Here is a 25,080-nt window from a genome sequence, read left to right as displayed (position 1 = left end):
CTTAATAAAAAAAACAATCACAAAAAATTGTGATTGCAACTGGCTGCCACTTTTAAAGGCCCTATAGCTTTGCGTCATAACGTTTCCATTATTTTGCCAAAATTTTATTTTAAATATTTTTCAGATATTACTTTTTCTGGTTCTGGTTTACCAAAATAATATCCTTGAATATAATCAACATTTAATCCTTCAAGAAGATCCAATTCCTCTTTTCTTTCAACACCCTCAATACAAATTTTTATTCCATAATTATGACATATCTCTGTTATAAATTTTATGAAAGTAACATCAAAAGAACTATTTAATATATCTTTTACAAAAGAACGATCTATCTTTACCATGTCAACTGGTATCTCTTTTAAAATTCCAAAAGATGAATATCCAGTTCCAAAATCATCTAAAGCAATATTTACTCCTAATGCTTTTATCTCTTCATATATTTCTTTTAAAGTTTTAATATTGCTTACAGTAGTACTTTCTGTTATTTCAAAGAAAATATTTTCCCTTGGAAATTCATTTTCCTCCAATATCTTTTTAAAATCAGGTATACAATTTTTATTAATAAGTTGGACACAAGAAAGATTTACACTTATTTTTAAATCTGGATATTTCTCTAACCAACTTTTAAAAGTTTTTAAACTTTGCTCTAAAACCCAATTTCCAACTAAACTTATTAGTCCTGTTTCTTCTAAAAGAGGAATAAATTCAACTGGAGAAACATTTCCATATTTCTCACATTTCCATCTAAGCAACGCCTCAAAACCTTTTAATTTTTTTGTTTTTGTTGAGATTTGTGGCTGATAAAATACCTCGAAATTTTCAAAGTTATTATCAATACTTTGTTTTAAGAAATATAAAATTTCAAAATGTTTAACTTTATTTTCTATAACCTCTTCTGAGAAAAACACCAATTTATTTTTTCCTGTTTTTTTACAATATAATAATGAATATACTGCAAATTTATACAGTTCTTGATAAGTTATCCCATTTTTTGGAAAAATAGCACATCCTGCCGAAATATTTATAGCTACATTTTCTTCATTTAAAAAATGTATTTTTCCTAAAGAATCTTTTATTTTTGAATATATATCTCTTACTTCATCCTTATCAACATTTTCTAATATTAATCCGAAATTATCCCCATCTAACTTATAAAGTGAAATATCATCAGGAATATTATATTGAATCACATTTGCTAAATTTTTTAAAACCCTATCACCTGTTTGACGACTATATAATTGATTTATCTGTTCAAAATCATCTACACCTATAATCATCATTCCGATATTTTCTATATATTCTTTTTCCAATTTCTTATTAAAATTCTTAAAAAATTCTGTAATTTTCATCAACCCTGTTATTGGATCTATCTTATTTTGCTTTCCTAAGAAAGAAATATTTCCAACAATAGTTACTGTACTTCCAAATTCATCTCTAATTACAACACTTTTTTTTCTTAACCAAGTAATATTTCCTTTGACATCTTTTACTCTGAATTCAATATTTTGGTACTTACTCTCGCCCTTTAATACATTTAAAGTTGATTCCTGGAATTTTTTCCAATCACTTTCAACAATAATATTTTTCCAATATGTAAACGGATTTTGCATTATTTCTGTAGGAAATCCAACTCTTTTTATAAATGGTGCAGGATATTTGAAAACCATTGTTTTCATATTTCCTATAAAAATATAGTCTTCACTTATCTGTTCTAAAGCATCATAAATTTCATCAAAGTTATCATTCCCAGTTATATACGACATTTTAAGTATATTTTTTGCTTTCTTAACTTCATTAGAAGATTTAAGAATTTTTTCTCTATTATTTTTTTCTAAATCTTCCATAAGTTCTCCTTTATTATTTAAAAATTTAGTCTTCCTCTATTTCTTCTATCTCTTTTAAAACTTTTTTACTCGAATTTTCTAAAGCTATATCTTTAGGCGTTCTTCCTTTATAATCCTCTTGCTCTAAATCTGCTCCATATTCCCAAAGTAATTTAAAAATTTTATGAAAATCTTTTTTTGCTGCAATATGTAAAGGTGTCTCGTGATTTTTATTTTCTACATTTGGATCTGCTCCATGATACATTAAAGCATCAACAAAATCATATTTTCCAGCTTGAACTGCTAAATGTAAAATTGTAAATCCTTTTGAATCCTTTTCCTCAACAGTAATAATACTTAAATTTTCCTCAAAATTTTCAATATCATTATTTTCCAAAAACGCCAATAATTCCATTTTCTTTTCTAATTTTTTCTCCTTTTTATAAAATTATTTAAATTATAGCTATTGTATATTATACTATATTTTGTATAAAATTCAAGTATTTTGTTTTAAAATATTAAAATTTACAAATTGTTTTTTTCAACCATTCTTTCTCTTCTATCTCTAAACAATTGCCTATTTTATTAATAATTTTATCATTGTATTTTTTTAGCCATTCCTTCTCTGACTCATCAAGATATTCATAGATTATCGCATCACTATCAAAAGGAACCAAAGTAATTGTTTCAAAATCTAGATATTCTCCATATTCATTTTCAAAAATCTTTTTAGAAATAACTTCATTTTCCAATCTTATTCCATATTTATTTTCTAAATATATTCCTGGTTCTATTGTTGTTACCATATTTTTTTCCATAACAACTTGACTTTTTCCTCTTAATACATTTGGTTCTTCATGAACACCACCTAAATATCCAACTCCGTGTCCTGTTGCACATCTATAATCAAGTCCTAAGTTCCAAATAACACTTCTTGCCACAGTATCTAGATTTCCACAAGTTGTATCTTTTGGAAATTTTAATTTTGATAGTGAGATTAAACTTTTTAAAACATAGGTATAATATTTTTTCATCTCTTCACTAACTTTCCCAATGGCGAAAGTTCTAGTTATATCTGTACTTCCTTCATAGTAATGCCCTCCTGAATCAACCAATAAGAAACTTCCATTTCTTAATCTATCATTTGATTTTTCACTTGGCAAATAATGCATCATTGCTGAATTTTTCCCATAAGCTGAGATAGTACTAAAATTATTTCCTAAATATCCCTTCTGTTCCCTTCTATATTTTTCAACCATTTCCACTGCATCTAATTCTTTTATATCTTTTTCTTCAAAATTTTGATTTTTTAGCCAGTACATAAATTTTGTAATAGCTATTCCATCTTTTATATGACAATTTCTAGTATTTTCTAACTCTATCGAATTTTTTATAGCTTTTAATAAAATTGTTGGATTTTTAGAATTTATTATTACAATATTTTTATTTAAATTTTTAACAATTAAACTATTAACATTATTATAATCTAAAAGTATTTTTTTGTTTTCATCTATATCTTTCAAATAATTATAAAATTTAAAATATTCATAAAGAACAATTGAATTTTTATTGAAATACTCTTTTATTTCATTTGAAAATTTAAAATTATCAGCAAATAATAAAACCTTATCTTTTAAAATCACTAGGTAAGACATAACAAAAGGATTGTATTTTATATCATCCCCTCTTAAATTTAAAAGCCAAGCTATATCATCAAGAGTTGATAAAATATGAATATCAACCTCTTTCTCTTCCATTATTTTTCTTATTTTTTTTATTTTTTCTCCAAAAGATTCTCCTGAAAATTTTTCCTCTAGTAAAAAAGCTGGTTTCTTTGGTAACTCTGGTCTATCTTTCCAAATTTTTTCCAATATATCCAAATCCATTTTTATTTCAAACTTATTTCTTTTCGATATTTCTAAAAATTTCCTATAATCTTCAAAAGAGACCGTTCTTCCATCAAAACCAAAAACATCTCCTTCTTTTAAATTTTTTTCTATAAATTCAAAAGTACTAGGATATCCTTCAATAGCCATTTTCATCATTTTTATTTCGCTACCAGAAATTTCATTTTCACATTGAATGAAGTATCTTCCATCAGTCCATAAATAAGAAGAATTCATATCAATAATTAAAGTTCCACTTGAACCTGTAAATCCACTTATATATTCTATTCCCTTAAAATATTCACAAGGATACTCACTATTATGAAAATCTGATAAAGTTATCATATAAGTAGTAATTTTATTTTCTTTCATAAAATATCTAATTTGTTTTATTTTTTCATCAACTAAGTTTTTCATTTTAATCTTTCTCCTTATCTCAATAATATATATTATACCATAAAAATAAATAAAATAATTTCTTCAAAAAAAATTAAAAAATAGGTATAATTGATATTATATTTAAATGGAGGTTGTCTATGAAAAGTTTTAAAGAAAACCCAGAAGATATTTTAGAGGGTGAATTTATAGAAGAAAAAATTGAAAATGAAGATTTCAACACTTCTGAATATAGAGAATTTTTTAAAGAGGACTCTTTTTGGAGCAAAATAAAAAATTATTCTTTAAAAATTGGTTTAAAAGGAATTTATTTTTCTTTGATCTTGTATTATCTACTTAAAAAAAATAATATCCCTTTAAAAGAAAAAACTTTAATTATAAGTGCTTTAGGTTATTTGATTGCTCCTTTAGATTTCATTCCTGATATTCTTCCTGGAATGGGATTTGTTGATGACATTGGTGCCTTAACTTTTGTTATAAAAAAAGTATCTAAATATATTGATGAAGATATTAAACTACAAGCTAAATTAAAACTTCAGGAATGGTTTAAAGATTTAGATGATTTAAATAATTTTATTTAACAAAAAGGGGAAAAATAGATGTTTGAATTTTTTATAGCTAAAAAACATATACTCGAAAAAAAGAAACAAAGTTTAATTGGAATTATTGGAATAATGATAGGGGTTACAGTCCTTATTGTTTCCATAGGGATTTCTAATGGACTTGATAAAAATATGATTGGAAGTATACTATCTCTAAGTAGCCATATCAATGTTTATGATGTTGATAATAAATCTCAATATGAAAAAGTTGAAAATAAAATAAAAGATATACCTGGAGTAAAAGGAGTTCTTCCAAAAATCTCCACTCAAGGACTTATAAAATATAAAGGGGTTTATGGAGATTATGTTTCCGGAGTAAAAATTGAAGGTCTTGATATTGAAAAAGCTAAAACAGCCATTGATATCGAAAAAAAATTGGTTCATGGATCTCTTTCGACTACAAAGAAAAATAGCATTTATATAGGAAATGAACTTTTTAAACAACTAGGAGCTAATATTGGAGATAAAATTTTTCTTGTCTCTGCTGAAAATCAAGAACTTCCTTTAGAAATTACTGGAGTTTTTGAAAGTGGATATTATGACTATGATGTAAGTATGGTTATCATTCCTCTAGAAACAGCTCAATATATGATGTATATGGAAGATAAAATCACTAATTTGGAAATTACCTTAAATAATCCTTATGATGCCGAAAAAATTTCTGATATTTTATTTGAAAAATATGGATTATTTAACAGAACTTGGGGAGATCAAAATAAAAATCTTCTCTCTGCTTTAGCTCTTGAAAAATCTGTAATGATAATTGTATTTTCTTTAATTGTTGTTATTGCCGGTTTTGTTGTATGGGTTATTATGAATATGCTTGTAAGAGAAAAAATAAAAGATATTGGTATAATGAGAGCTATGGGATTTAGTAATAAAAATATTATGAAGATATTTTTAATTGAAGGATTGAGCTTAGGAGTAATTGGTATTTTTATAGGAGTTGCTCTATCTTTCTTCCTTCTATGGTATATTGAAAATTATTCTATTTCAGGAATCACTTCTATTTATTATTTAAGTAAAATTCCTGTTGAAATTTCTGTGAAAGAAATAACTATTATAATTTTTGTAAACTTTATAGTTATATTTTTATCAAGTGTTTTTCCAGCATATAGAGCTGGAAAAATGGAAACAATGGAGGCTTTAAGATATGAATAAAATTTTAGAATTAAAAGGAGTTAGTAAAACTTATAAAGGGACTAGTGAAACATTACATATTTTGAAAGATCTTTCTTTAACAATAGAGGAGGGGGAATTTGTTTCCATTATTGGTAAATCCGGTTCTGGAAAATCAACTCTTTTAAATGTTATTGGACTTTTAGATTCTATAGATGAAGGAGAGATATTTATTCACGGTGAAAAAGTTGATAGAGATGATCATAAAAAAATCGATTTTTTAAAGAATAAAGATATTGGTTTCGTTTTTCAATTCCATTATCTTTTACCAGAGTTCACTGCTTTAGAAAATGTTATGTTACCAGCTCTTCTTAATAATTTTAATGATAAAAAATCTATTGAAGAGAAAGCAAAAAAACTTTTAGATAAAGTTGGGCTTGGAGAAAGATACAACCACAAACCTAATCAACTTTCTGGTGGAGAAAAACAAAGGGTTGCTATTGCTAGAGCTTTAATAAATAATCCAAAAATTATTTTAGCTGATGAACCTACTGGTAATCTTGATGAAGATACAAGTAATGAAATTCATAATCTTTTTAAAAAAATAAATAGAGAAAATAATCAAACAATTATTGTTGTTACTCACTCAAGAGAGCTAGCAAATATCACTGATAAAAAATATTCTGTAAAAAATGGAAAATTATCTCTAGAAATTTAAATATTTTAAACAAAAAAATAATTTTTTACGTCTAAAGGGTATAAAAAAAATCCTCAAAGAGGTGTATATAAAATAGTACATAATTTAGAATACTTGAGTACTGAAGGAGTGGTGTTTATGAGAATATCAATAAACGGAAGACATTTAGTTGTAACAGACCCTATCAATGATTACACTGTAAAGAGAGTTGAAAAATTAGATAAGTATTTTGATCGTATAAGTGAAATAGTTGTTACTCTATCTGCAGTTAAATTAAAAAAAGGACCTTCTCACACAGCTGAAATGAGAGCTCACCTAAACGGAACTGTTTTAAAAGCAGTAGCAACAGAATCAGATCTTTATATAGCAATTGATAAAGCTACAAGTATCTTAGAAGGACAAATTAAAAAATATAAAGAAAAATTAAGAGATAATAACGATACAATCTCTCAAAGAGTATTTAAATTTAATTTAGATACAAATACAGTTTCTACTGAAGCTACAAAACAAATAGTTAAAGTTTCTATGGAATCAAAACCTATGACATTAGAAGAAGCTATTCTTCAAATGGAAACTTTAGGAAAAGATTTCTATATCTTCAACAATGAAGAAACTCAAGAGATGAATGTTGTTTATAAGAAAAGAGATGGAAACTACGCTCATGTAGAACCAGCTGTTGAATAATTAAATGATTAATAACTTATTAAAATAAAAGCAGGTCTTTATGACCTGCATTTTTTATAAATTTGTTTACAAATAATTAGGGAGGAAATATGATAGTAAAATTATTAGAACCTTTGGTAGTAAAAAAAGAGATTATTGAAAATTTAAGCTCTGAAATTAAAAAATTAGGACATGAATTTGTTTATTATGATACTAAAACAACCGATGTGAATATCTTAAAAGAAAGAGCTAAAGATGCAGATATTTTAATGATTGCAAATAATCCTCTTCCAAATGAAGTTATTGCAGAGGCTAAAAATTTAAAAATGATCTCTGTAGCCTTCACTGGATTTGATCACATAGGTTCTTTAGCAAAAGAGAGAGGAATTACAGTATGCAATGCTGCTGGATATGCAAATAATGCTGTTGCTGAATTAGTAATAGGTCTTACCCTTGATCTTATGAGAAATATCAACAGATGCAATTCAGTTATAAGAAAAGGTGGAACCATTGCTGGACTTATAGGTGGAGAAATTAAAGGAAAAACAGTTGGAATTGTTGGTACTGGTAGAATAGGTACTATGACAGCTAATCTTTTTAAATGTATGGGAGCCAATGTTATTGGATATGATATCACTGAAAATCCAAAAGCTATTGAGCTTGGTGTAAAATATGTTGGAATAGATGAGCTTATGAAAAGTTCTGATATAATCTCTCTTCATCTTCCATTAAATAATTCTACAAAAGGATTTATCTCTAAAGAAAAACTATTACTAATGAAAAACTCTGCTTTTTTAATAAACTGTGCTAGAGGGGCTGTTGTTGACAATAAAGCTCTTGCTGAAATCTTAAATGAAGAAAAAATTGCTGGAGCTGGAATAGATGTTTTTGATATGGAACCTCCTATTCCTTCAGACTATCCATTATTAAATGCTAAAAATACTATCTTAACTCCTCATGTGGCATTTGCTTCTAATGAATCTATGATTATAAGAGCTGAGATTGCTTTTGATAATGTTAATAAATTTTTAGTAGGTTCTCCTATCAATATTGTTAAATTATAAAATCTAAATAAATTTTTTTACTATCCTATAATTTTTTTTATAGGATAGTTTTTTTTATTTAAACATTTTTTTGTTTAAAAATTATTTATTTTGATATTTGTTTAATATATTTTTGTTTATCATTGTTTAAAAATAACTATTTTTAAGGTTTTTAATTCAAAAATTATAATTTTTGTTTAAAAAAAAATGTTGACTTTTAAATTCTTTTATTCTATAATACCTACTATAAAATTATAAATTTTTTAGGGAGGATATTATGGAAGTTATTAATTTTTTACAAAAGGTTATCGTTGCAATAGTAACATCTCTTAACAATCTTTTATGGGGTGATTTTATTAAGTTAAATTTTGGAAATACTGAAATTGGTTTAAGTATTATGATTTTAATACTATTACCTGTTGGTATATTCTTTACTTTTAAAACAAAATTTTTACCTTTTAGATTATTTCCTGAGATGATTAGAGTTACATTAGAACCAAAAAATTCTAATAATGAAAAATCTATCTCTGGTTTACAGGCTTTAATTGTTGCTACTGCTACTAGAGTTGGAATGGGAAATCTTGCTGGAGTTGCTGCTGCTATCTCTTTTGGAGGAGCTGGAGCTGTATTTTGGATGTGGGTTGTTGCTATTTTTGGAGCTGCCACTGCATTTATTGAAGCTACTCTTGCACAAATCTACAAGGAAAAAGATCCATTATATGGTGGATTTAGAGGTGGACCATCTTACTACATTAGTAGAATGAAATTAATGACTGAAGTTAGAGAAAGCGATTCTCTTGTTGAAGATAACTTAGATGAATCCAATGTCGCATCTTCTAAATTTGGTACTCGTTTTAGACAATCTTGTGATTTCAAAGTTATTGCTATTTTATTTTCTATATCTGGATTAATTTGTTGGGCTGGAATTAGCCAAATTGTTGCGAACTCTGTTTCTCAATCATTTGTAAATGCTTTTAATATTCCACCATTATATACAACTATTGCTTTGGTTATTATTTCTGGATTTATTATTTTTAAGAAAAATACTGTTGTAAGTATTCTTGATAAAATAGTTCCTATAATGGCTTGTTTATACTTACTATTAACTTTATTTATTATGATAAAAAATCTTGGAGCTATCCCAACTATGTTTAAAGAAATTATTTCTCAGGCTTTTGGATTTAAACAAATGGTTTCAGGAGGATTTGGAGCTGTTCTTATGAATGGTATCAAAAGAGGATTATTCTCTAACGAAGCTGGTTCTGGTTCTGCTCCTAATGCTGCAGCTGCAGCTGATGTATCTCACCCTTCAAAACAGGGATTAATCCAATCTCTTGGAGTTTTTATTGATACTTTATTTATTTGTAGCTGTTCAGCCTTCATTATTTTATTAGCACCTAATTCTGTAAGAGATGGTTTAGTTGGTATGGATCTTCTACAAAGTGCTGTAAAATTCCATATTGGTGAAGCTGGAGTTATATTTATAGCTATTATTTTATTCTTATTTAGTTTCAGCACTTTCTTAGGAATAATGTTCTACTCAAGAAGTGTACTAGCTTACCTTTTTGGAGATAAATGGTGGGCTCAAAATGCTTACAGAGCTTTTGGGTTAGTTATGCTTTTTATCGGTGGACTTGCTCAATATACTTGGGTTTGGGATCTTGGAGATTTAGGAGTAGCTTTAATGACTATATTCAATATGATGGCTATCCTTCCTCTAGCAAATCAATCTCTTGCCTCTTTAAAAGACTATGAAAAAAAATTTATGAGTAAAAGATAATACACAATAAAAAAATTCCCTTTGATTAGGGAATTTTTTTATTGTTGTTCTAATATTTCTAAAACTTCTTCTATTGAAAGTTGTCCAAAATATAATTTATTATTATTTATCACCATAGCTGGTACATTTATAATATCATATTTTGTTTTAAAATCTTTATGAGAGAAAACATCTATAATTTCTACATCTATATTTTTATTTTCTACAGCTATCCTTTGAGAAGATTGAACTGTGTCTGGGCATCTAGTGCAATTCAATACAACCCCAAGTTTTATATTTATTTTCTTATTTAATTTTTTTATTCTTCCCAATATCTCATCTGTTAATTTTTGTCCAGGCCCTGAAACATTATACATAGCTAGAATAAAAGAGCTCAACTCATGTCCTGTTGGAACTGCTGTATATTTTATTCTTGAAAATTCTTTATTTTCATTTAAAATAACAACTGCTGGTAATTTAGTTAAATCTATCCCCTTATCTAATATTTCAACATTATTTTTTTCATAGACTCTAACAGAAATCTTTTCACTTGTAGCAGCTATCTCTGTTGACATCTGTATTATATCTTCTGTTTCTTCTTGATTTTCACCTTTTATTATTGCTAGTTCTATATTAGTTTCAAAAAGTTTTGTTATCTCTTTTAATTTATTTACTAAATTTTCATCTAAAAATTTTTTGTTCTTCTCTATTTTTTTCACCTCTTTTCTACACATTTTATTATATCATAATTTTCTTATTGTTTTTCTATAATTTCTATCATTTCTTCTAAAGACATCTGTCCAAAATATAAATTTTTATCATCTATTACCATCGCAGGTACTCCCACAATGTCATATTTTGTTTTAAAATTTTTATGAGTAACCACATCTATAATCTCTAAACTTATATTTTCATTGTTATTCACTATTATTTGATTTACTTTTACTGTTTGAGAACATCTAGTACATTTTAAAGAAACACCTATCTTTACATTTATTTTTTTATCTATTTTTTTTATTCTATTTAAAAGATTCTCTCTTACCTCTATTTTTTCTCCATAGATCTCTCTAATAGCATCTATAAAAGATTCTAGTTCTTGTCCTAAAGGAACTATCGAATATTTTATTTTTATATTATTATCTTTTTTTAAGAAAAACGCTGGTAATCTTTCTAATAATTTTTTATCTATAACTTCATTATCAGATTCTAAAATATTAAACTGAACCTTATCTGTTATCTGTTTAAACTCATTAATAAATTCAAGAATATTTTTATTTTCTTCCTCTATACTACTTTTAACTAAAATTATTTCTGCTTTCTCTGAAAGTTTTTCTAAATTTTCTTTTATATTTTTTATCATATCCTCTGAAAATAAATTTAATTTTTTATCTTCTTCTATAATTTTAATCTCTTCAACTTGAGAAGTTTCTATTATTTGATTTTCTTCAGAATTTTCTTCCACTTGATTTATTGCAATAGCTCCATCTGCTACTGCAGTTACCACTTGTTTTAAAGATTTTTTTCTAATATCTCCAACAGCAAAAACTTTTTCTATATTAGTTTTCATCAATTCATCTGTTAATATATATCCAGCTTCATCTAATTTTATTTGATCCTTGTATATCTCTGTTTTTGGTTTTTGTCCTACAAAAATAAAAACCCCAATATTCTCATTGTTTATAGATAAATATTCTTTTATTTCTCCACTGATATTATTTTTTATTTTAATTTTTCTAGCTAATTTGTCCCCACTAACTTCTACTACTTCACTATTAAATAAAACTTCTATTTTATTATTAGCAAAAACTTTATCCCCTATTGTTTTAGCACAAGTAAATTCCGGTTCTCTCGCTATTAAATGGACTTTTTTTCCATATCTTGTAAGAAAAATAGCCTCTTCACAAGCTGCATAACCTGCACCCACTACAAAAATATCCTTATCTGCAAAAAATTCTCCATCACATATAGAGCAATAACTTATCCCTTTTCCTCTATACTCTCTCTCCCCTGTAAAATTAAGTTCTTTATGAATTAATCCTGAAGCTATTATTATATTATATCCCTCATATTCTCCTTGTTCAGTGGTGATTTTTTTTATTTTATTTAAAAGATCTACTTTTATTACTTTCTCTTTTATAAAGTCAACTCCAAAGTTTTTAGCTTGTTCCCTCATATTTTTTATAAGCTGACTTCCTGATATCTTAAATATTCCAGGATAATTTGCTACTTCTTCTGTCAAACTTATCTGACCACCTATTTCATCTTTTTCTATTATTAAAATATTTAGCTTAGCTCTTCCACCATATATTCCAGAAGTTAATCCTGCTGGACCTCCACCTATTATAATTGCATCATATATTTTTGCCATCTTCTCTCCTTTTTATTAAAAAAAAATTCTTTCAGTAATACTGAAAGAATTTTTTATAATATAATATTAGTTCTATTTTATAGAGTTATTATTGTATCTCCAGTATTTACTTGAGCACCTTTTGTTGCATTTATTGCTGTAACAACACCAGTTTTTGTTGAATAAAGTTCTGTTTCCATCTTCATAGCTTCTATTATTGCTACTAAATCTCCCTCTTTTACAGAGTCTCCAACCTTAACTTTTATATCAACTATTGTTCCTGGCATAGGAGCTTCAACTATCTCTCCTGATGCTTTTGCTGGAGCTGGTTTAACCTCTTCTTTTGGAGCTACTGGAGTTGGTTGTGCAACTGGTTTAGAAACTGTTTGTGGTTTTTCTACTGGTGTAGCACCTTTTGTTAAACTTTCTATTTCTACATCATATGCTTTTCCATTTATATTTATTTTATAAGCTCTTATTGCAGGTTCTGATACAATTGTCTCTTTTGATTGAGTTGCAACTTTCTCTTTCTTAACCTCTTCAACTTCTTTTTGAACTGGTTTTCCTCTATTTTCTAAGAATTTTCTAGCATTTTCAGGGAATAATGCATAACTTAAAACATCTTCCATTGATTTTGCTAAACTTCCTATCTCAGCTTTATATTTTTCTAATTCAGGAGCTATTTTATCTGCTGGTCTACAAGTAATTGGAGTTTCATCACCAATTATAATTTTTTGAACTTCTTTATCAATTGGTGCTGGAGATTTTCCATATAATCCTTTTACATAATCTTTTATCTCCTTTGGAACTACTTTATATCTCTGATTCAATAATACATTAAATACTGCTTGAGTTCCTACCATTTGAGATAATGGAGTTACTAAAGGTGGATATCCTAAATCTTTTCTTACCTTTGGTATCTCTCTTAAAACATCTTCATATTTATCCATAGCATTTTGTCCAGAAAGTTGAGACATTAAATTAGATAACATTCCTCCAGGTACTTGATATACTAAAGCTCTTGGTTCTGTTTCCATAACTTTAGGATTTAAGATTCCATTTTTTCTGTATTTTTCTATTATTTTTTTCATATAATCAGCAATTTCACCTAAAACTTGCATATTTAGTTTAGGATCTCTTTCTGTTTCTTTTAAAATCTCTGCAAATACTTCTGTTGCTGGTTGAGAAGTTCCACCAGAAAATGGAGATATAGCTGTATCTATTATATCTACTCCCGCCTCTATTGCATTAGCATATAAAATTTGAGCTATTCCTGTTGTACAGTGTGTATGTAATTCTATTGGTAAATTTGTATTTTTCTTAATAGATTTTATTAATTCATATCCTGTATCTGGTAAAAGTATTCCAGCCATATCTTTGATACAGATTGAATCTACTCCCATTTTCTCTAATTCTTTTACTTTTTCTACATAATATTCTATTGTATGAACTTCACTTATTGTATAAGCTATACATCCTTGACAGTGACCACCATATTTTTTTACTGATTTTATTGTTGTTTCCAAGTTTCTAAAATCATTTAATGCATCAAAAGCTCTTATTATATCTATTCCATTTTCAATAGATTTTTTTACAAACTCTTCTACTACATCATCAGCATAGTGCTTATATCCTAATAAGTTTTGACCTCTTATTAGCATCTGTAATTTTGTATTTTTTACCTTTGATCTAATAAGTCTTAATCTTTCCCATGGATCTTCATTTAAAAATCTTATACATGAGTCAAAAGTTGCTCCTCCCCAAACTTCCATTGAATAAAATCCAGCTTGGTCCATTTTTTCAATTATAGGCATAATTTCATCTGTTGTAAGTCTTGTTGCTATTAGTGATTGCGAACCATCTCTAAGAGAAGTTTCAGTTATCTTTAATTTTGTCATTGGGCCACTCTCCTGCATAATATTATTTTTCTATTTTAGGTATATTCTAACACTTTAAATGTTTTTTTTCAACTTTTTTCAATAAAATAAATCGCTCAAATTATACTTTTCCCAACTATTTTGTACCAAAAATTCTATCTCCACAATCTCCAAGACCAGGAATAATATAACATTTTTCATTTAATTTTTCATCTATTTTAGCAGTATAAATATCTATATCTGGATGTGCGTCTTGAACTTTTTTTAATCCTTCTGGAGCTGATATTAGACACATAAATGTTATATTTTTTACTCCTGCATTTTTTAAATAATCAATAGCATAAATTGCTGATCCACCTGTTGCTAACATTGGGTCAACTAATATTACTTTTCTATCTGCTATATCTGTTGGAAGTTTACAATAGTAATATACAGGTTGCATAGTTTCTTCATCTCTATAAACTCCAATGTGTCCAACTTTTGCTGTTGGTATTAATGATAATATTCCATCAACCATTCCTAATCCAGCTCTTAATATTGGTACTACTGCGATAGCTTTATCTTTTAATACATATCCTTTTGTTTTTTGAATTGGAGTTTCAACCTCTATTTCCTCTAATTCTAAATCTTTTGTTGTTTCATATATCATTAATTTTGCAATTTCATTTAAATTTTCTCTAAAAGTTTTTGTATCAGTATTTTTATCTCTTAAGTAAGTTAATTTGTGTTCTATTAGTGGGTGTTTTAATTCTGTTATTGCCATTGATATTCCTCCTGAAATTTTAAAATTTTTGTACTTATAAAAAAAGCAGGACTATAAGTCCTGCCTCTTCCTGCCTTATTTGTTAAGATTATATTTTTTGTTGAATTTGTCAACTCTTCCAGCTGTATCTAAGAACTTAGCCTTTCCTGTATAGAATGGGTGGCATTTTGAACATACAGCTACTTTAAGGTCACCTTTTGCATAAGTTGATCTTGTTTCAAATTTCTCTCCACAAGTACACTCAACTGTAACAACTTTGTATTCTGGATGTAAATCCTTTTTCATTCCTTTCACCTTCTTTCGATAATAAACTTATAAATTCACAAGAGATTTTATCATATTTTAGAGTTTTTTGCAAGTATTTTTTTGAAACTGACAAGTTTATTATTTTTTACTTTTTTTTTATTTAAATAAATGTTAGAATATTTAAAAATTAAAATTTTCATAGGAAAGGAAGTAAATGAGTAAAAAATTTTATGGTTATTATATTCCAGAAACAAATGAATCTGGTATCTTAGAAAGTTGGGGTGAATGTTCAAAAAAAGTTTTAGGAAGAAAATCCCAATATAAATCTTTTTTCAATTATAATGAAGCAAAATTATGGCTAGACTCTATTTTAAATCCTAATAATTCATCTAATTTGACACACAAAACAAATTTAAAACAAAAATTTTATGGCTGTTTTTTTATTGATAGTGAAACTTTTTCTGTCTTTGATAATTGGGAAAAATGTAAAAATAAAATAGAACAATTTAAATGCCGTTATAAATCTTTTAAAACTTACGAAGAGGCTTATGAGTGGTGCAGTTCCGGAGCTCAATATATAACTAAAAAATCTATTCAAAACAATCTTCCAGATGGTATCTATTTTGATGCTGGTACTGGTAGAGGAATAGGGGTTGAATCTAAGGTAAGCTATAAAGATGGAATTTCTATTTTACCTAAATATTTTCCAAATGAAAATATAAATGAATTCGGAAATCTTTCTTTAGGAAGTTCTAAAACAAATAATTTTGGAGAGCTTAAAGCTTTGGATATGGCTCTTGATATAGCCTTAAAAAATAATATTCTTGAAATTTTTGGAGATAGTTCTCTTATTATTAATTACTGGTCTAAAGGACATATTAAATCTGATATTGACCCTGAGACTATCGAACTTGCTAAAATAGTTTCTAAGAAAAGAGAATTATTTGAAAAACTTGGTGGAACAATATCTCATATCTCTGGAGACTATAATCCAGCTGATCTTGGATTTCATAAATAGAGGGGGAAATTTATGCAATATATTACTTTATTTTCATTAAATCATATACTTTATATTTTATTTTTCATTGCTTTTTTTAGTGGTATTCTTTATTCTAAAAAATTTTTTCCAAAAAGAAATTTTGAAATCACTTTAGCTCTTATTATGGCTTTTATTAAAATAATAACATATGTAGGTAGATATTTCATAAACAAAGAACCTTTATATGCTCTTTGTCCAATACATATTTGTAATATTTCTTTTATATTGGCAGTTATATTTTTAATTTTTCCAAATATCAAAGCATTCCAATTAGTTTTTTATATGTCTTTAGGAGCTATTGCTGCTATTCTTTTCCCAGAAGCAGTTGCAGTCTTCCCTAATCCATTTGGAATATCTTTCTTTTTGGAACATTTCTTTATTATTTTTATGATTGCTTACCAGTATATTTATTTAGGATTTAGACCAAATAAAAAAGGACTTTTTAATACTTTTATAACTTTAAATATTTTAGCAGTCCTTGCTTATATTTTTAATAATCATTTTGGTACTAACTATATGTTTGTAAACCACAAACCTATAACAGCGTCCCCTCTTGATTATTTTGGCCCTTGGCCTTTTTATATACTCGTAGTAGAATTTATTTTTATAGGTCTTGGATATTTAGTTTATCTTCTTTTTAATAAAAAACAAAAATAAAATTTATAAAAATATGTTGACTTCTGAGTTACTCACACCCTTATAATCTTATTATATTAAAAGTGCTAATTTTAATATAGTAATTTTTTAAGGGACTCTTAACAGCCATCCACCTGTCTAAGAGTCCTTTATATTTATAAAAAATAGAGATTTTCTAATTAAAATAGAAGGGAGAACTAATTTTTAAAATGAATAAAAAAAATGAAAATTTGCTAACGGTTAGTGAAGTGGCTGAAGTATTGGGTATAAATAAAAATACTATTCTTCATTATGATAGAGAAGGTGTTATAAAAGCTATTAGAAATGAAAATAACTATAGATTTTATAATGAAGAGAAAATAAAAAATTTTAAATTTATATTAAAATTAAGAAAACTAGGTTTTTCTCTTAAAACAATAAAAATTATAGAGAAATATATAAGTGAAAAAAATTATGTTGCAATTCTTGAAATAATGAAAAATAAGATAAACGAAAATAAAAATAAGATGGAAGAAATAGAAAAAGATATGAAAGTTCTTGAAAGTAATAAAAAATATTTAGAATATCTTAATGATTTATTTAAAAATGAAGATATTCATCTGGAAAAAGAGCCTGAAAATTTTTTTTGTATAAAAACTTGCAAAGAAGAAAGGGGAATCTTTATAGATGTTGAAGATGTGGAGAAAAATTTTGAAACTCAAAAAAGATTTGTAGAAAAAGAATTAAAAAGATATAAAAAAGATTTTAATTGGTTAAAAAAGCAATTTTTTGGAAAAGGAATATCTAAAAAAAATATTTTAATAAAAAACTATCAATGTGATATATTTATCATAAAAGCTGATATTGAAAATTATCCAAATAAATATTTCTTTCCAGAGGGAGAGTATGCTTTTTTATATTTAAAAAAAGATTATCCTAAAAATTTAATTATAAATGATTTTTTAAAAAAAATAAAAATAAAAAACTATGAAATCGCAGGAGATCTTTTTATAGAAGATGTTTCACTTTTTGCAGAAGATAAAAATGAATCTGTAGTTAAAATTTTAAAATTTCCCATAAAACACTTGACCTCTGAGTAAGTCAATAGTTTAAAATCTTACTATAAATAAAAATGATTTTTATTTAAATATTTTGAGGGAGGATTTTATTATGAAAAAAATAATATTTTTATTAAGTACATTATCATTAGCATCTTCAATTTCTCTTGCAAAAGAAAATATTCCTACTGTAGAAGAAAGTAAAATTTTTGAAAAAAATCCTATATTAAAAGTTACAAATATAGGTCAATATTTAGAAATAGATAATACTTCTGGTGCTGAAGATATTGGAGAAAATGTCCATTTTGCAAACTATGTTGGTTTAGCTTATGGCGATAACTGGACATTTGATTTTATGGCTAGAAAAACTTGGTCAATGGATACAGATGATGGAGTTCATAGTAAAAATCATAGAATTGATTTAGATGCTTGGAGAAATTTTGAAAACTTCTCCTTAGGTTTTAGATTTAGAAATGAAGAAGATTTTGACAGATATTATTTAAGAACTAAATATCAATATGGTCTATTCTCTGGTTGGATTGATGGCGCTTATCAATCAAACAATGGAGCAATTGACTCTGAAGATGCTTATTATCTTGAAACAATGCCAGTTACGCTAACAATTGGACCAGTTACTTTAGGATATTATTTTGAAGCAGACACTTGGTCAGTTAATACCATAGACGATAAAACATCTATAGATAAAGCAGGTTTTAAACATGATTATAGACAACAATTAAGACTTTCATCACCAATTTATAAAGGAGATAAATTAAATATTGGTTTTGAATATAGATGGCAATTTGACACAGATACAGAGTATGATATGAAATACAGAACAGAAGGATATGATGAAATTAAAAATAATCATATTTTTATCTTGTCAGCAGGATATGATATCACTGAAAATTTAAATATAAATGGTTACTATCAATATGAAATAAGAGATTATGATAGAAAAGGAGATAATAATCCTGCCCATAATGATGATTATTATGGAGAATTCTTTATTGGATGGAATTATAAATTTTAGTTAAAATATAAGTGATTTTATACATTAATTAACTCCCAATTATTTTGATTTTCAGACTGAAAGAAATTTAAAATCTCTTTCAGTCTTTATTAATTTTAATTCGAAATATTCTCTTTTTATTTAGCATAATAAAAAAATTATAAATTAATAAAATATTTTTTATATATTAACTATCATTATATCTTTTTTATCTTTTAATTCATTATAAGAACTATCTGATAAAGTAACCTTATAAAGAACTCTATCATTATAACCTTTTTCTTGAATCTCATCGCCATTTTTATATATTATCTGCTCAACCTCAGAAACTTTTTCATATGAAAACTCCAAAAGATAAACTTTTTTAGGAATATAATCTATTATTCCAGCTTCTTGTATTGCAAGTTTTGCAGTTTTTGCATAGGCTCTTACAAGTCCCCCTGCCCCCAGTTTTATTCCACCAAAATATCTTGTAGCCACAACAACAAGGTTTTCAACCTCCATATAAGTTATAATATCACCCATTGGTTTTCCTGCTGTTCCTTTTGGCTCCCCATTATCATCAACTTTAAAATACTCCTGCCCATTCTCAGTAAGTTTGTATGCACTACAATTGTGAGTTGCATCATAATGTTTTTCTTTTATCATTTGAATAAATTTTTCTGCCTCTATCTTTGAATCAACTGGTTTAGCATAACCAATAAATTTAGATTTTTTTTCTTCAAACTCTATTATACACTCTCTTCCTATTGTTTTCATAAATTTCCTTTCCATTATTAAATTAATCTAATTATACTTTCTATTAAAAAAATCTCCCACCCTATTAAAATTTTCATAATTCTATCTAAAACTCCCAAATAACTAAGAGCCATAATTAATAAAAATCCATATCTATCAAATAAAAATACCTGTCTTTTTTGATAATTATCTAAAAAACTAGCTATTATTCTTGATCCGTCCAATGGCGGTATTGGTATCAGATTAAAAGCACATAGGGTTAAATTTATTATTATGACTTTTAATAAAATTTCTTTAAAATATCCATCTGATATATGTGAATAAAAAAACATTGTAGATATAAGAGCTATTATAAAGTTTATAAAAACTCCTGAAATAGCAACCAATATCTCCCCTCTTCTTCCATTTTTCAAATTACTATAATTTATAGGAACAGGCTTTGCCCAACCAATAAACATAGGACTTCCCATTATTATCAGTATAATTGGAAGTATTGTTCCTAAAGGATCTAAATGTTTTAATGGATTTAAAGACAATCTTCCATATCTCTCTGCTGTCTTATCACCTAATAATTTAGCCATATACCCGTGTCCTAGCTCATGAAAAAGTAAAGATAAAACTAAAATAATTATACTTATAATTATCTCAAATAAATCTCCTCTAAAAAAAATAATTTTTCTAATAAACATTAAAATAAAAATTACAAAAACTATTTTTACTCCTATTGGAAATCCTCCATTTTCAATCCTTATCTGATTTATAAATCTTTTTATTTCAGAAATCAATTTTTCTCCTTTTTAAATAACAATAATAAAACAATAATAATCATAAAAATTATTATACTAAAATCTATTTCTCTTTTTATCTCTATTGTTAAATATGGTATCTTTTCAAATTTCAATAATAATATTTCAAAAATATCATAGCTCCCTTGAATGATAAAAGAAAATAGTTTTAATAAAAATTCTGGCAATAACAAAGAAAAAAATCCCATTACAATGAAAAAACTTCCAAATGGCATTAAAATTATATTGGTAAAAAAGGATAAAATATTTATTGTTTTAAAAAAATAAAGAGTTATTGGCATTAGCCCTATCTGAATAATAAATAAAAAAATTAAAAAATTATAAGTTGATGAATTTTTTATTTTTTTATCTATTTTTAATTTTGGATATATCCATAAAATTATAAAGACCGAAAGATAAGACATTATAAAAGATATACTTCCTAAGGAGTTAGGATATATTAATAGATTTAAGATAAACGCTACCATAAAAGCTTTTTTTATATCATTTTTTTCATATATTATATTTCCTATTAAAAAAACAACTATCATAATATAGGAACGTATCACAGAGGGACTTATCTTTATAGAATATACATACAAAGATAGAATTAAAATCCCCATTATATTCTTTATCTCTTTTCTTAAACCAATCTTGTCTAAAATAAATAAAATTATTCCACATATAATCCCAATATGAAATCCCGATATCGCTAAAAGATGAGCTATCCCACACCTAATAAAACTTTCTTGTATCTCCTTGTACAATACTCTTTTCTCTCCAAGAATCATAGTTTCTATTAAATTAACACAACCATTTGAAAGATACTTTCTCAATACTCTTATTCTTTTCTCAAAAAATATTTCAGAAAAATTTTGAGAAATTTCTTTTCTTTCAATTTCATTTAAAACAATGTATCTTTTATTTATCTCTTTTATTTCGCCCAATATTTCAAATTTTCCATTTGGTATTTTTTCTAAGTAAATATTTTTATTAAAAAGTAATTTTTTATTGTCTATCTTTTCAATTTTACCCTTGCATTCTATAAAATCAGATTTTATTTTTACTATATCTCCTGCTTTATAATCATAGAAATTTATCCCTATAAAAGCTCTAAAGATAAATATTAAAGATACTACATATATCTCAAATTTTTTTAATTTTAAAATATAAAATAAATATAGCAATAAAAAAATACTAAAAATTAAAAAGAAAACCGGAGAAAATAAATATAAAATTAATTCTAAAATTCCTAAAATAAATCCTACTATATAAATTTTCTCCATCTTTTTCTCCTCTACTCTTGATACTTATAATAAAAAAAGAAAGAAAGAATAAATGCCCCTATTGCAAATAATGCAGTCATATATATACCATCTTTTGTTACAGAATTACTGATATTATTATTCCAAACTAAAATAAATGGTAAAACTAGTATCGATAACATAAAAGCTAATTTTAAGAAAAATCCCTGTATTCCAAAACAAATCCCCTCTATTTTATTTCCAGTATTTTCACATATTTTATTACTTATTTCACTTAACATTGCTGGAGGTAAAATAAATGCTGCTCCTGATACTGGGATTCCTATCAAACCAAATAATTTAAATCCAAATGATATTGGAATTATTTTTCCTAGTAAAAATAACATTGTTGTAAATATTGTTAATAAAATTAAAGAACACAACATTAATTTTCTATACCCAATTTTCTTAGCTATCTTATTAGTAGGATAAAAACAAACTGCAGAAGTCCCAAATAAATAAACTGCTGCTATTGTCATCTGAGCCTTTCCATACCCCATAATATCTTCTACATAATAATTCATTGATGCTCTTAAAGTATTAAATCCAACAAAGAAAAATAATAATCCAAATAGATAATAGATAAAATTTTTATATTTAAAAATTATTTCTATCTTTTATTTAAAACTTATTTTTGAAGTTTCACCTTTTGAATAATCCCCCTCTTTCACTCCAAAAACAGTTATATATCCACCAATAGCTGATAATATACTCAAACTTATTACCATATTTCTTATTCCTAAAGTTGAATCTCCTCTTCCCAGTACCTCTATTAATTTTCCCGGAAGTATCATAGCAATAGCTGTATAAAGTAATCTAAAAACTGACTGCCAAGTTGATAGATCCAATCTTTCTTCCATACTTTTTCCTATCTCTGGAATAAGAGCATTGTATGGTGCTCCTACTATTGTATAAAAAGTAAAAAATAAAGAACCTATTATAGCCAAATAAATAAATGATACAGTATTATTACTTGTAGGGGGATAGAAAAAAGCTATGGTTGTTAGTGCCAATGGAATGCTTCCAAAAGCTATAAAAGGTATTCTTCTTCCCCATCTAGTATTTACTTTATCCGAAAGATAACCTATTGCTGGATCTGTTATCATATCCACTATTCTTGAAATAGCTAGAGCTATTGAAATTAAAGCTGGAGCCATTATTGGTTTTAGTCCAGAACTTTCTGGTGGCAAATAAAAATATAAAATCCATTGAGCAAAAATCTGATCTACAATAGCATAACTTACCCCTAGCCCATAAAAAATCTGTGTACTTTTTGTTAGTTTCATTTTTCCTTCCTTTATTCCACTATTATTGGAATTTTATTTTCTTCATAATTATTAATTATTTTATAAATTATACTTGCTCTTTCATTTAATTCTAAAAATTTTAATTGTTTTTCATTCAGTTTTTTTTGAATATTTTTAAAAGAAGTTAAAATTTCAATATCTCCTAATTTTTCTTTATTTTCTTTTAAATATTGTTTTAAATACTCTTTTCCCTTTTGAGAAAATCCCATTATTCTTACATATGGAATATTTTCTTTCAGATATTTCGTATCCTCTTTTGTTATATTCAATAAAATATGAATTAAAATCCTTTGAGTTCTACCTATTGTATACCTCTTAGTTAAAAGGTTAGTAAAAAATTCTGAATAATTATCATATTTCATTGCCATCTCATATAATCTTTTTTCAAATCCTGTCTCTACATCTTGAATATTTATAAGAGTTTCTTTCTTTTCTAATATAGCATATCTTATTAAAGGATAAAATTTTGAAATATTAGTTATTTTATCTTTTTCTATCTCTTCCTTTAGTATTTCATAAGAAAGTTTTGGAATATATTCTTTTACTTCTTCCCCTTTAAAGATAGCCTTTCTTATTCCAGTAGCACTTATTATTTTATCTTCTCCTATTTCTGAATAATATCCTCCCCCTTCTCTTTTAAGAGTCAAGGCTTCAATATTATCTCCATAATATTCAATAGCCTTTAAATATTCTATCCCTAAAATATCATTTGAATTTATCTCTAAGTCATCGAAAAATTCTTTTAAAGTATTATTAAAAGCATTTGGATATGAAACTCCCATTTCCATTTGTTTTTTTATTTCTTCTTGAAATTTTTTTTCCTTAGTCATATCCACTATTTTTTTTAATTCTTCAAGTCTATCACTTTCTGAACCAAACAAAATACTTTCCACTCCTAAAAAACTTAATATTCCAATAGAACCTCTTGCAAATAGTTCTGCACTTTGAGAAGAATAAAAGCAAGGTAATTCACACACTATATCTACCCCTTCTTTTAAAGCCATTCTTGCTCTTTTCCATCTATTTATTATACTAGGCTCTCCTCTTTGAACATAATCTCCACTTATAACTCCAATAACTATATCTCCAACAGTTTTTGCTTTTTTTAAATGATATCTATGCCCATTATGAAATGGATTATATTCTACTACAATTCCCACACTTTTTTTTATTTCTTTTTCCATATCTTTTATCTACTCCAAAAATTTTTCTTCACTAAATTATATCATAAAAATATATCAAAATAAAAAAATTACTATTCAATAATTATAAAAATCTTTACTATAACTCTATTATTTATACTTTAAATATCTCTTGTTTTTTTTATTTTGACAAATTATAATTTTAATTAGCCTTTTATATTTTTAAAATTTTATTTTTTACTTTATAGAAAAATCTAAGTAATATTTTAAAATTTATTCAAAAATATAGATAAAAATATTAGATTTATTATAAAAACTATAAAAAATGTATATCTTATTAAGTCAAGGTTTTAAATACTTTTTTACTTTTCAAATAAAACCTTTTTATTATTTCAACTTTAATATTAAAAAATAATATGTTTTAGTATTTATACTGACTCTATATAAAATATCCTTATTATACTAATAATATCTCTATTTTTTTCATTTTATAAAATCTTTAATTTTTTATAAAAAGTTAAATTATAATTTCTAGTAATAAAAAAGAGATTATAAAAATCGCTACTTTAATAAGTAATTACTTCTTAATCCCCTTCTATTATTTTATTAAATTTTATAAAACTGTTCTACAATATTCTACTACTTTTTTATTTTATCTTTATTTTTCGATTTCTTTTAAAAATAAATGTTTTAATAATATATTTTTTACTCTAAATCTTTTTTCTTTGCGCATAACTTTTTTACAAAAAATTAAAAAGTTGGCAAGTTCCTATCCTCCCAGAGGGCTGCCCCCCAAGTACTTTCAGCGTTTATGAGCTTAACTTCTAGGTTCGGTATGTTACTAGGTGTACCCTCATAG

22 protein-coding genes, 1 rRNA gene, 1 pseudogene and 1 riboswitch are annotated in these 25,080 nt (G+C 25.9%); of the genes and pseudogenes, 10 read left to right on the top strand and 14 right to left on the bottom strand.

Annotation, left to right across the window (positions count from 1 at the left end; genetic code table 11):
* Positions 1 to 31 precede the first annotated feature (31 nt).
* A riboswitch (cyclic di-GMP riboswitch) is annotated at positions 32 to 108 on the bottom strand.
* The 3 genes from Q1J48_RS02635 to Q1J48_RS02625 form a co-directional block, all read right to left on the bottom strand.
* Entirely contained in the window at positions 105 to 1,844 is a 1,740-nt protein-coding gene (locus Q1J48_RS02635; RefSeq protein ID WP_300360985.1) for a sensor domain-containing protein, read from the bottom strand. (Overlaps the previous riboswitch by 4 nt.)
* A gap of 25 nt (positions 1,845 to 1,869) precedes the next feature.
* Positions 1,870 to 2,220: an ankyrin repeat domain-containing protein gene (locus Q1J48_RS02630; protein WP_300360983.1), complete on the bottom strand. Its 351-nt coding sequence runs from the start codon at positions 2,218 to 2,220 to the stop codon at positions 1,870 to 1,872.
* 121 nt (positions 2,221 to 2,341) lie between these two features.
* Positions 2,342 to 4,126 carry an aminopeptidase P family protein gene (locus Q1J48_RS02625; protein WP_300360980.1) on the bottom strand — a complete coding sequence of 595 codons (1,785 nt, stop codon included), beginning with the start codon at positions 4,124 to 4,126 and terminating at the stop codon, positions 2,342 to 2,344.
* A 119-nt stretch (positions 4,127 to 4,245) separates the two neighbouring features.
* Between Q1J48_RS02625 and Q1J48_RS02620 the strand changes: the two genes are divergently transcribed.
* The 6 genes from Q1J48_RS02620 (at position 4,246) to Q1J48_RS02595 (ending at position 10,009) form a co-directional block, all read left to right on the top strand.
* Complete coding sequence (locus Q1J48_RS02620) at positions 4,246 to 4,686, top strand: YkvA family protein (protein ID WP_300360978.1); 441 nt, start codon at positions 4,246 to 4,248, stop codon at positions 4,684 to 4,686.
* Positions 4,687 to 4,704: 18 nt separating this feature from the next.
* Positions 4,705 to 5,868: an ABC transporter permease gene (locus tag Q1J48_RS02615; RefSeq protein ID WP_300360976.1), complete on the top strand. Its 1,164-nt coding sequence runs from the start codon at positions 4,705 to 4,707 to the stop codon at positions 5,866 to 5,868.
* Positions 5,861 to 6,544 carry an ABC transporter ATP-binding protein gene (locus Q1J48_RS02610; RefSeq protein WP_300329958.1) on the top strand — a complete coding sequence of 228 codons (684 nt, stop codon included), beginning with the start codon at positions 5,861 to 5,863 and terminating at the stop codon, positions 6,542 to 6,544. Before Q1J48_RS02615 ends, Q1J48_RS02610 begins: the two co-directional genes overlap by 8 nt.
* A gap of 117 nt (positions 6,545 to 6,661) precedes the next feature.
* Positions 6,662 to 7,207 (top strand): ribosome hibernation-promoting factor, HPF/YfiA family, encoded by a 546-nt coding sequence (gene hpf, locus Q1J48_RS02605; RefSeq protein WP_300329955.1) that lies wholly within the window; start codon positions 6,662 to 6,664, stop codon positions 7,205 to 7,207.
* Positions 7,208 to 7,296: 89 nt separating this feature from the next.
* Positions 7,297 to 8,250, top strand: a complete 954-nt coding sequence (locus Q1J48_RS02600) for a 2-hydroxyacid dehydrogenase (protein ID WP_300360973.1) — start codon at positions 7,297 to 7,299, stop codon at positions 8,248 to 8,250.
* Positions 8,251 to 8,506: 256 nt separating this feature from the next.
* Positions 8,507 to 10,009 carry an alanine/glycine:cation symporter family protein gene (locus Q1J48_RS02595; RefSeq protein ID WP_300329949.1) on the top strand — a complete coding sequence of 501 codons (1,503 nt, stop codon included), beginning with the start codon at positions 8,507 to 8,509 and terminating at the stop codon, positions 10,007 to 10,009.
* A gap of 38 nt (positions 10,010 to 10,047) precedes the next feature.
* On the opposite strand, the gene Q1J48_RS02590 is transcribed toward Q1J48_RS02595, so the two are convergent.
* The 5 genes from Q1J48_RS02590 to rpmE form a co-directional block, all read right to left on the bottom strand.
* A complete protein-coding gene (locus Q1J48_RS02590; RefSeq protein WP_300360971.1) occupies positions 10,048 to 10,707 on the bottom strand; it encodes a thioredoxin family protein in 660 nt (219 codons plus the stop codon).
* A gap of 35 nt (positions 10,708 to 10,742) precedes the next feature.
* Positions 10,743 to 12,356 (bottom strand): FAD-dependent oxidoreductase, encoded by a 1,614-nt coding sequence (locus tag Q1J48_RS02585; protein ID WP_300360968.1) that lies wholly within the window; start codon positions 12,354 to 12,356, stop codon positions 10,743 to 10,745.
* Positions 12,357 to 12,433: 77 nt separating this feature from the next.
* The gene (locus tag Q1J48_RS02580; RefSeq protein ID WP_300329941.1) at positions 12,434 to 14,233 is read right to left on the bottom strand and encodes an oxaloacetate decarboxylase subunit alpha; all 1,800 of its coding nucleotides are present in this window, start codon (positions 14,231 to 14,233) and stop codon (positions 12,434 to 12,436) included.
* A 115-nt stretch (positions 14,234 to 14,348) separates the two neighbouring features.
* A complete protein-coding gene (gene upp, locus Q1J48_RS02575) occupies positions 14,349 to 14,975 on the bottom strand; it encodes a uracil phosphoribosyltransferase (RefSeq protein WP_300329937.1) in 627 nt (208 codons plus the stop codon).
* Between the two features lie 75 nt (positions 14,976 to 15,050).
* Positions 15,051 to 15,260: a 50S ribosomal protein L31 gene (gene rpmE, locus Q1J48_RS02570; RefSeq protein WP_177161378.1), complete on the bottom strand. Its 210-nt coding sequence runs from the start codon at positions 15,258 to 15,260 to the stop codon at positions 15,051 to 15,053.
* A gap of 175 nt (positions 15,261 to 15,435) precedes the next feature.
* Between rpmE and Q1J48_RS02565 the strand changes: the two genes are divergently transcribed.
* The 4 genes from Q1J48_RS02565 to Q1J48_RS02550 all read left to right on the top strand — a co-directional run bounded on the left by Q1J48_RS02565 (position 15,436) and on the right by Q1J48_RS02550 (position 18,966).
* The gene (locus tag Q1J48_RS02565; RefSeq protein WP_300360966.1) at positions 15,436 to 16,239 is read left to right on the top strand and encodes a ribonuclease H1 domain-containing protein; all 804 of its coding nucleotides are present in this window, start codon (positions 15,436 to 15,438) and stop codon (positions 16,237 to 16,239) included.
* 12 nt (positions 16,240 to 16,251) lie between these two features.
* Positions 16,252 to 16,917, top strand: coding sequence for a YwaF family protein (locus tag Q1J48_RS02560; RefSeq protein WP_300360964.1), 666 nt, complete (start codon positions 16,252 to 16,254; stop codon positions 16,915 to 16,917).
* Between the two features lie 188 nt (positions 16,918 to 17,105).
* Entirely contained in the window at positions 17,106 to 17,975 is an 870-nt protein-coding gene (locus Q1J48_RS02555) for a MerR family transcriptional regulator (RefSeq protein WP_300360962.1), read from the top strand.
* Positions 17,976 to 18,045: 70 nt separating this feature from the next.
* On the top strand, positions 18,046 to 18,966 hold the full coding sequence (locus tag Q1J48_RS02550) for a hypothetical protein (RefSeq protein WP_300329924.1): 921 nt from the start codon (positions 18,046 to 18,048) through the stop codon (positions 18,964 to 18,966).
* A gap of 159 nt (positions 18,967 to 19,125) precedes the next feature.
* On the opposite strand, the gene Q1J48_RS02545 is transcribed toward Q1J48_RS02550, so the two are convergent.
* From Q1J48_RS02545 to rrf, 6 genes and pseudogenes are all read right to left on the bottom strand, one after another.
* Positions 19,126 to 19,704: an IMPACT family protein gene (locus tag Q1J48_RS02545; protein WP_498040965.1), complete on the bottom strand. Its 579-nt coding sequence runs from the start codon at positions 19,702 to 19,704 to the stop codon at positions 19,126 to 19,128.
* Positions 19,705 to 19,721: 17 nt separating this feature from the next.
* Complete coding sequence (locus tag Q1J48_RS02540; RefSeq protein ID WP_300360960.1) at positions 19,722 to 20,468, bottom strand: site-2 protease family protein; 747 nt, start codon at positions 20,466 to 20,468, stop codon at positions 19,722 to 19,724.
* A complete protein-coding gene (locus Q1J48_RS02535; RefSeq protein ID WP_300360957.1) occupies positions 20,465 to 21,754 on the bottom strand; it encodes a ComEC/Rec2 family competence protein in 1,290 nt (429 codons plus the stop codon). The genes Q1J48_RS02540 and Q1J48_RS02535 overlap by 4 nt, the downstream gene beginning before the upstream one ends.
* A gap of 11 nt (positions 21,755 to 21,765) precedes the next feature.
* Positions 21,766 to 23,058 (bottom strand): annotated as a pseudogene (locus Q1J48_RS02530) (MFS transporter).
* An 11-nt stretch (positions 23,059 to 23,069) separates the two neighbouring features.
* The gene (locus Q1J48_RS02525) at positions 23,070 to 24,263 is read right to left on the bottom strand and encodes a nucleotidyltransferase (protein WP_300360955.1); all 1,194 of its coding nucleotides are present in this window, start codon (positions 24,261 to 24,263) and stop codon (positions 23,070 to 23,072) included.
* A 714-nt stretch (positions 24,264 to 24,977) separates the two neighbouring features.
* Positions 24,978 to 25,080 (bottom strand): 5S ribosomal RNA (rrf, locus tag Q1J48_RS02520); the annotation flags it as partial.

This window comes from Fusobacterium sp., from assembly GCF_029258315.1.
Classification (GTDB): Bacteria; Fusobacteriota; Fusobacteriia; order Fusobacteriales; family Fusobacteriaceae; genus Fusobacterium_B.
This window is presented reverse-complemented; position numbering and strand designations above follow the sequence as displayed.

What these genes read in the sequence shown, in the direction of transcription:
- Q1J48_RS02635 (WP_300360985.1), bottom strand. Translation starts at nt 1,844, where the DNA reads ATGGAAGATTTAGAAAAAAATAATAGAGAAAAAATTCTTAAATCTTCT.
- Q1J48_RS02625 (WP_300360980.1), bottom strand. Translation starts at nt 4,126, where the DNA reads ATGAAAAACTTAGTTGATGAAAAAATAAAACAAATTAGATATTTTATG.
- Q1J48_RS02620 (WP_300360978.1), top strand. Translation starts at nt 4,246, where the DNA reads ATGAAAAGTTTTAAAGAAAACCCAGAAGATATTTTAGAGGGTGAATTT.
- Q1J48_RS02615 (WP_300360976.1), top strand. Translation starts at nt 4,705, where the DNA reads ATGTTTGAATTTTTTATAGCTAAAAAACATATACTCGAAAAAAAGAAA.
- Q1J48_RS02610 (WP_300329958.1), top strand. Translation starts at nt 5,861, where the DNA reads ATGAATAAAATTTTAGAATTAAAAGGAGTTAGTAAAACTTATAAAGGG.
- hpf (WP_300329955.1), top strand. Translation starts at nt 6,662, where the DNA reads ATGAGAATATCAATAAACGGAAGACATTTAGTTGTAACAGACCCTATC.
- Q1J48_RS02600 (WP_300360973.1), top strand. Translation starts at nt 7,297, where the DNA reads ATGATAGTAAAATTATTAGAACCTTTGGTAGTAAAAAAAGAGATTATT.
- Q1J48_RS02595 (WP_300329949.1), top strand. Translation starts at nt 8,507, where the DNA reads ATGGAAGTTATTAATTTTTTACAAAAGGTTATCGTTGCAATAGTAACA.
- Q1J48_RS02585 (WP_300360968.1), bottom strand. Translation starts at nt 12,356, where the DNA reads ATGGCAAAAATATATGATGCAATTATAATAGGTGGAGGTCCAGCAGGA.
- Q1J48_RS02580 (WP_300329941.1), bottom strand. Translation starts at nt 14,233, where the DNA reads ATGACAAAATTAAAGATAACTGAAACTTCTCTTAGAGATGGTTCGCAA.
- upp (WP_300329937.1), bottom strand. Translation starts at nt 14,975, where the DNA reads ATGGCAATAACAGAATTAAAACACCCACTAATAGAACACAAATTAACT.
- rpmE (WP_177161378.1), bottom strand. Translation starts at nt 15,260, where the DNA reads ATGAAAAAGGATTTACATCCAGAATACAAAGTTGTTACAGTTGAGTGT.
- Q1J48_RS02565 (WP_300360966.1), top strand. Translation starts at nt 15,436, where the DNA reads ATGAGTAAAAAATTTTATGGTTATTATATTCCAGAAACAAATGAATCT.
- Q1J48_RS02560 (WP_300360964.1), top strand. Translation starts at nt 16,252, where the DNA reads ATGCAATATATTACTTTATTTTCATTAAATCATATACTTTATATTTTA.
- Q1J48_RS02555 (WP_300360962.1), top strand. Translation starts at nt 17,106, where the DNA reads ATGAATAAAAAAAATGAAAATTTGCTAACGGTTAGTGAAGTGGCTGAA.
- Q1J48_RS02550 (WP_300329924.1), top strand. Translation starts at nt 18,046, where the DNA reads ATGAAAAAAATAATATTTTTATTAAGTACATTATCATTAGCATCTTCA.
- Q1J48_RS02545 (WP_498040965.1), bottom strand. Translation starts at nt 19,704, where the DNA reads ATGAAAACAATAGGAAGAGAGTGTATAATAGAGTTTGAAGAAAAAAAA.
- Q1J48_RS02535 (WP_300360957.1), bottom strand. Translation starts at nt 21,754, where the DNA reads ATGGAGAAAATTTATATAGTAGGATTTATTTTAGGAATTTTAGAATTA.
- Q1J48_RS02525 (WP_300360955.1), bottom strand. Translation starts at nt 24,263, where the DNA reads ATGGAAAAAGAAATAAAAAAAAGTGTGGGAATTGTAGTAGAATATAAT.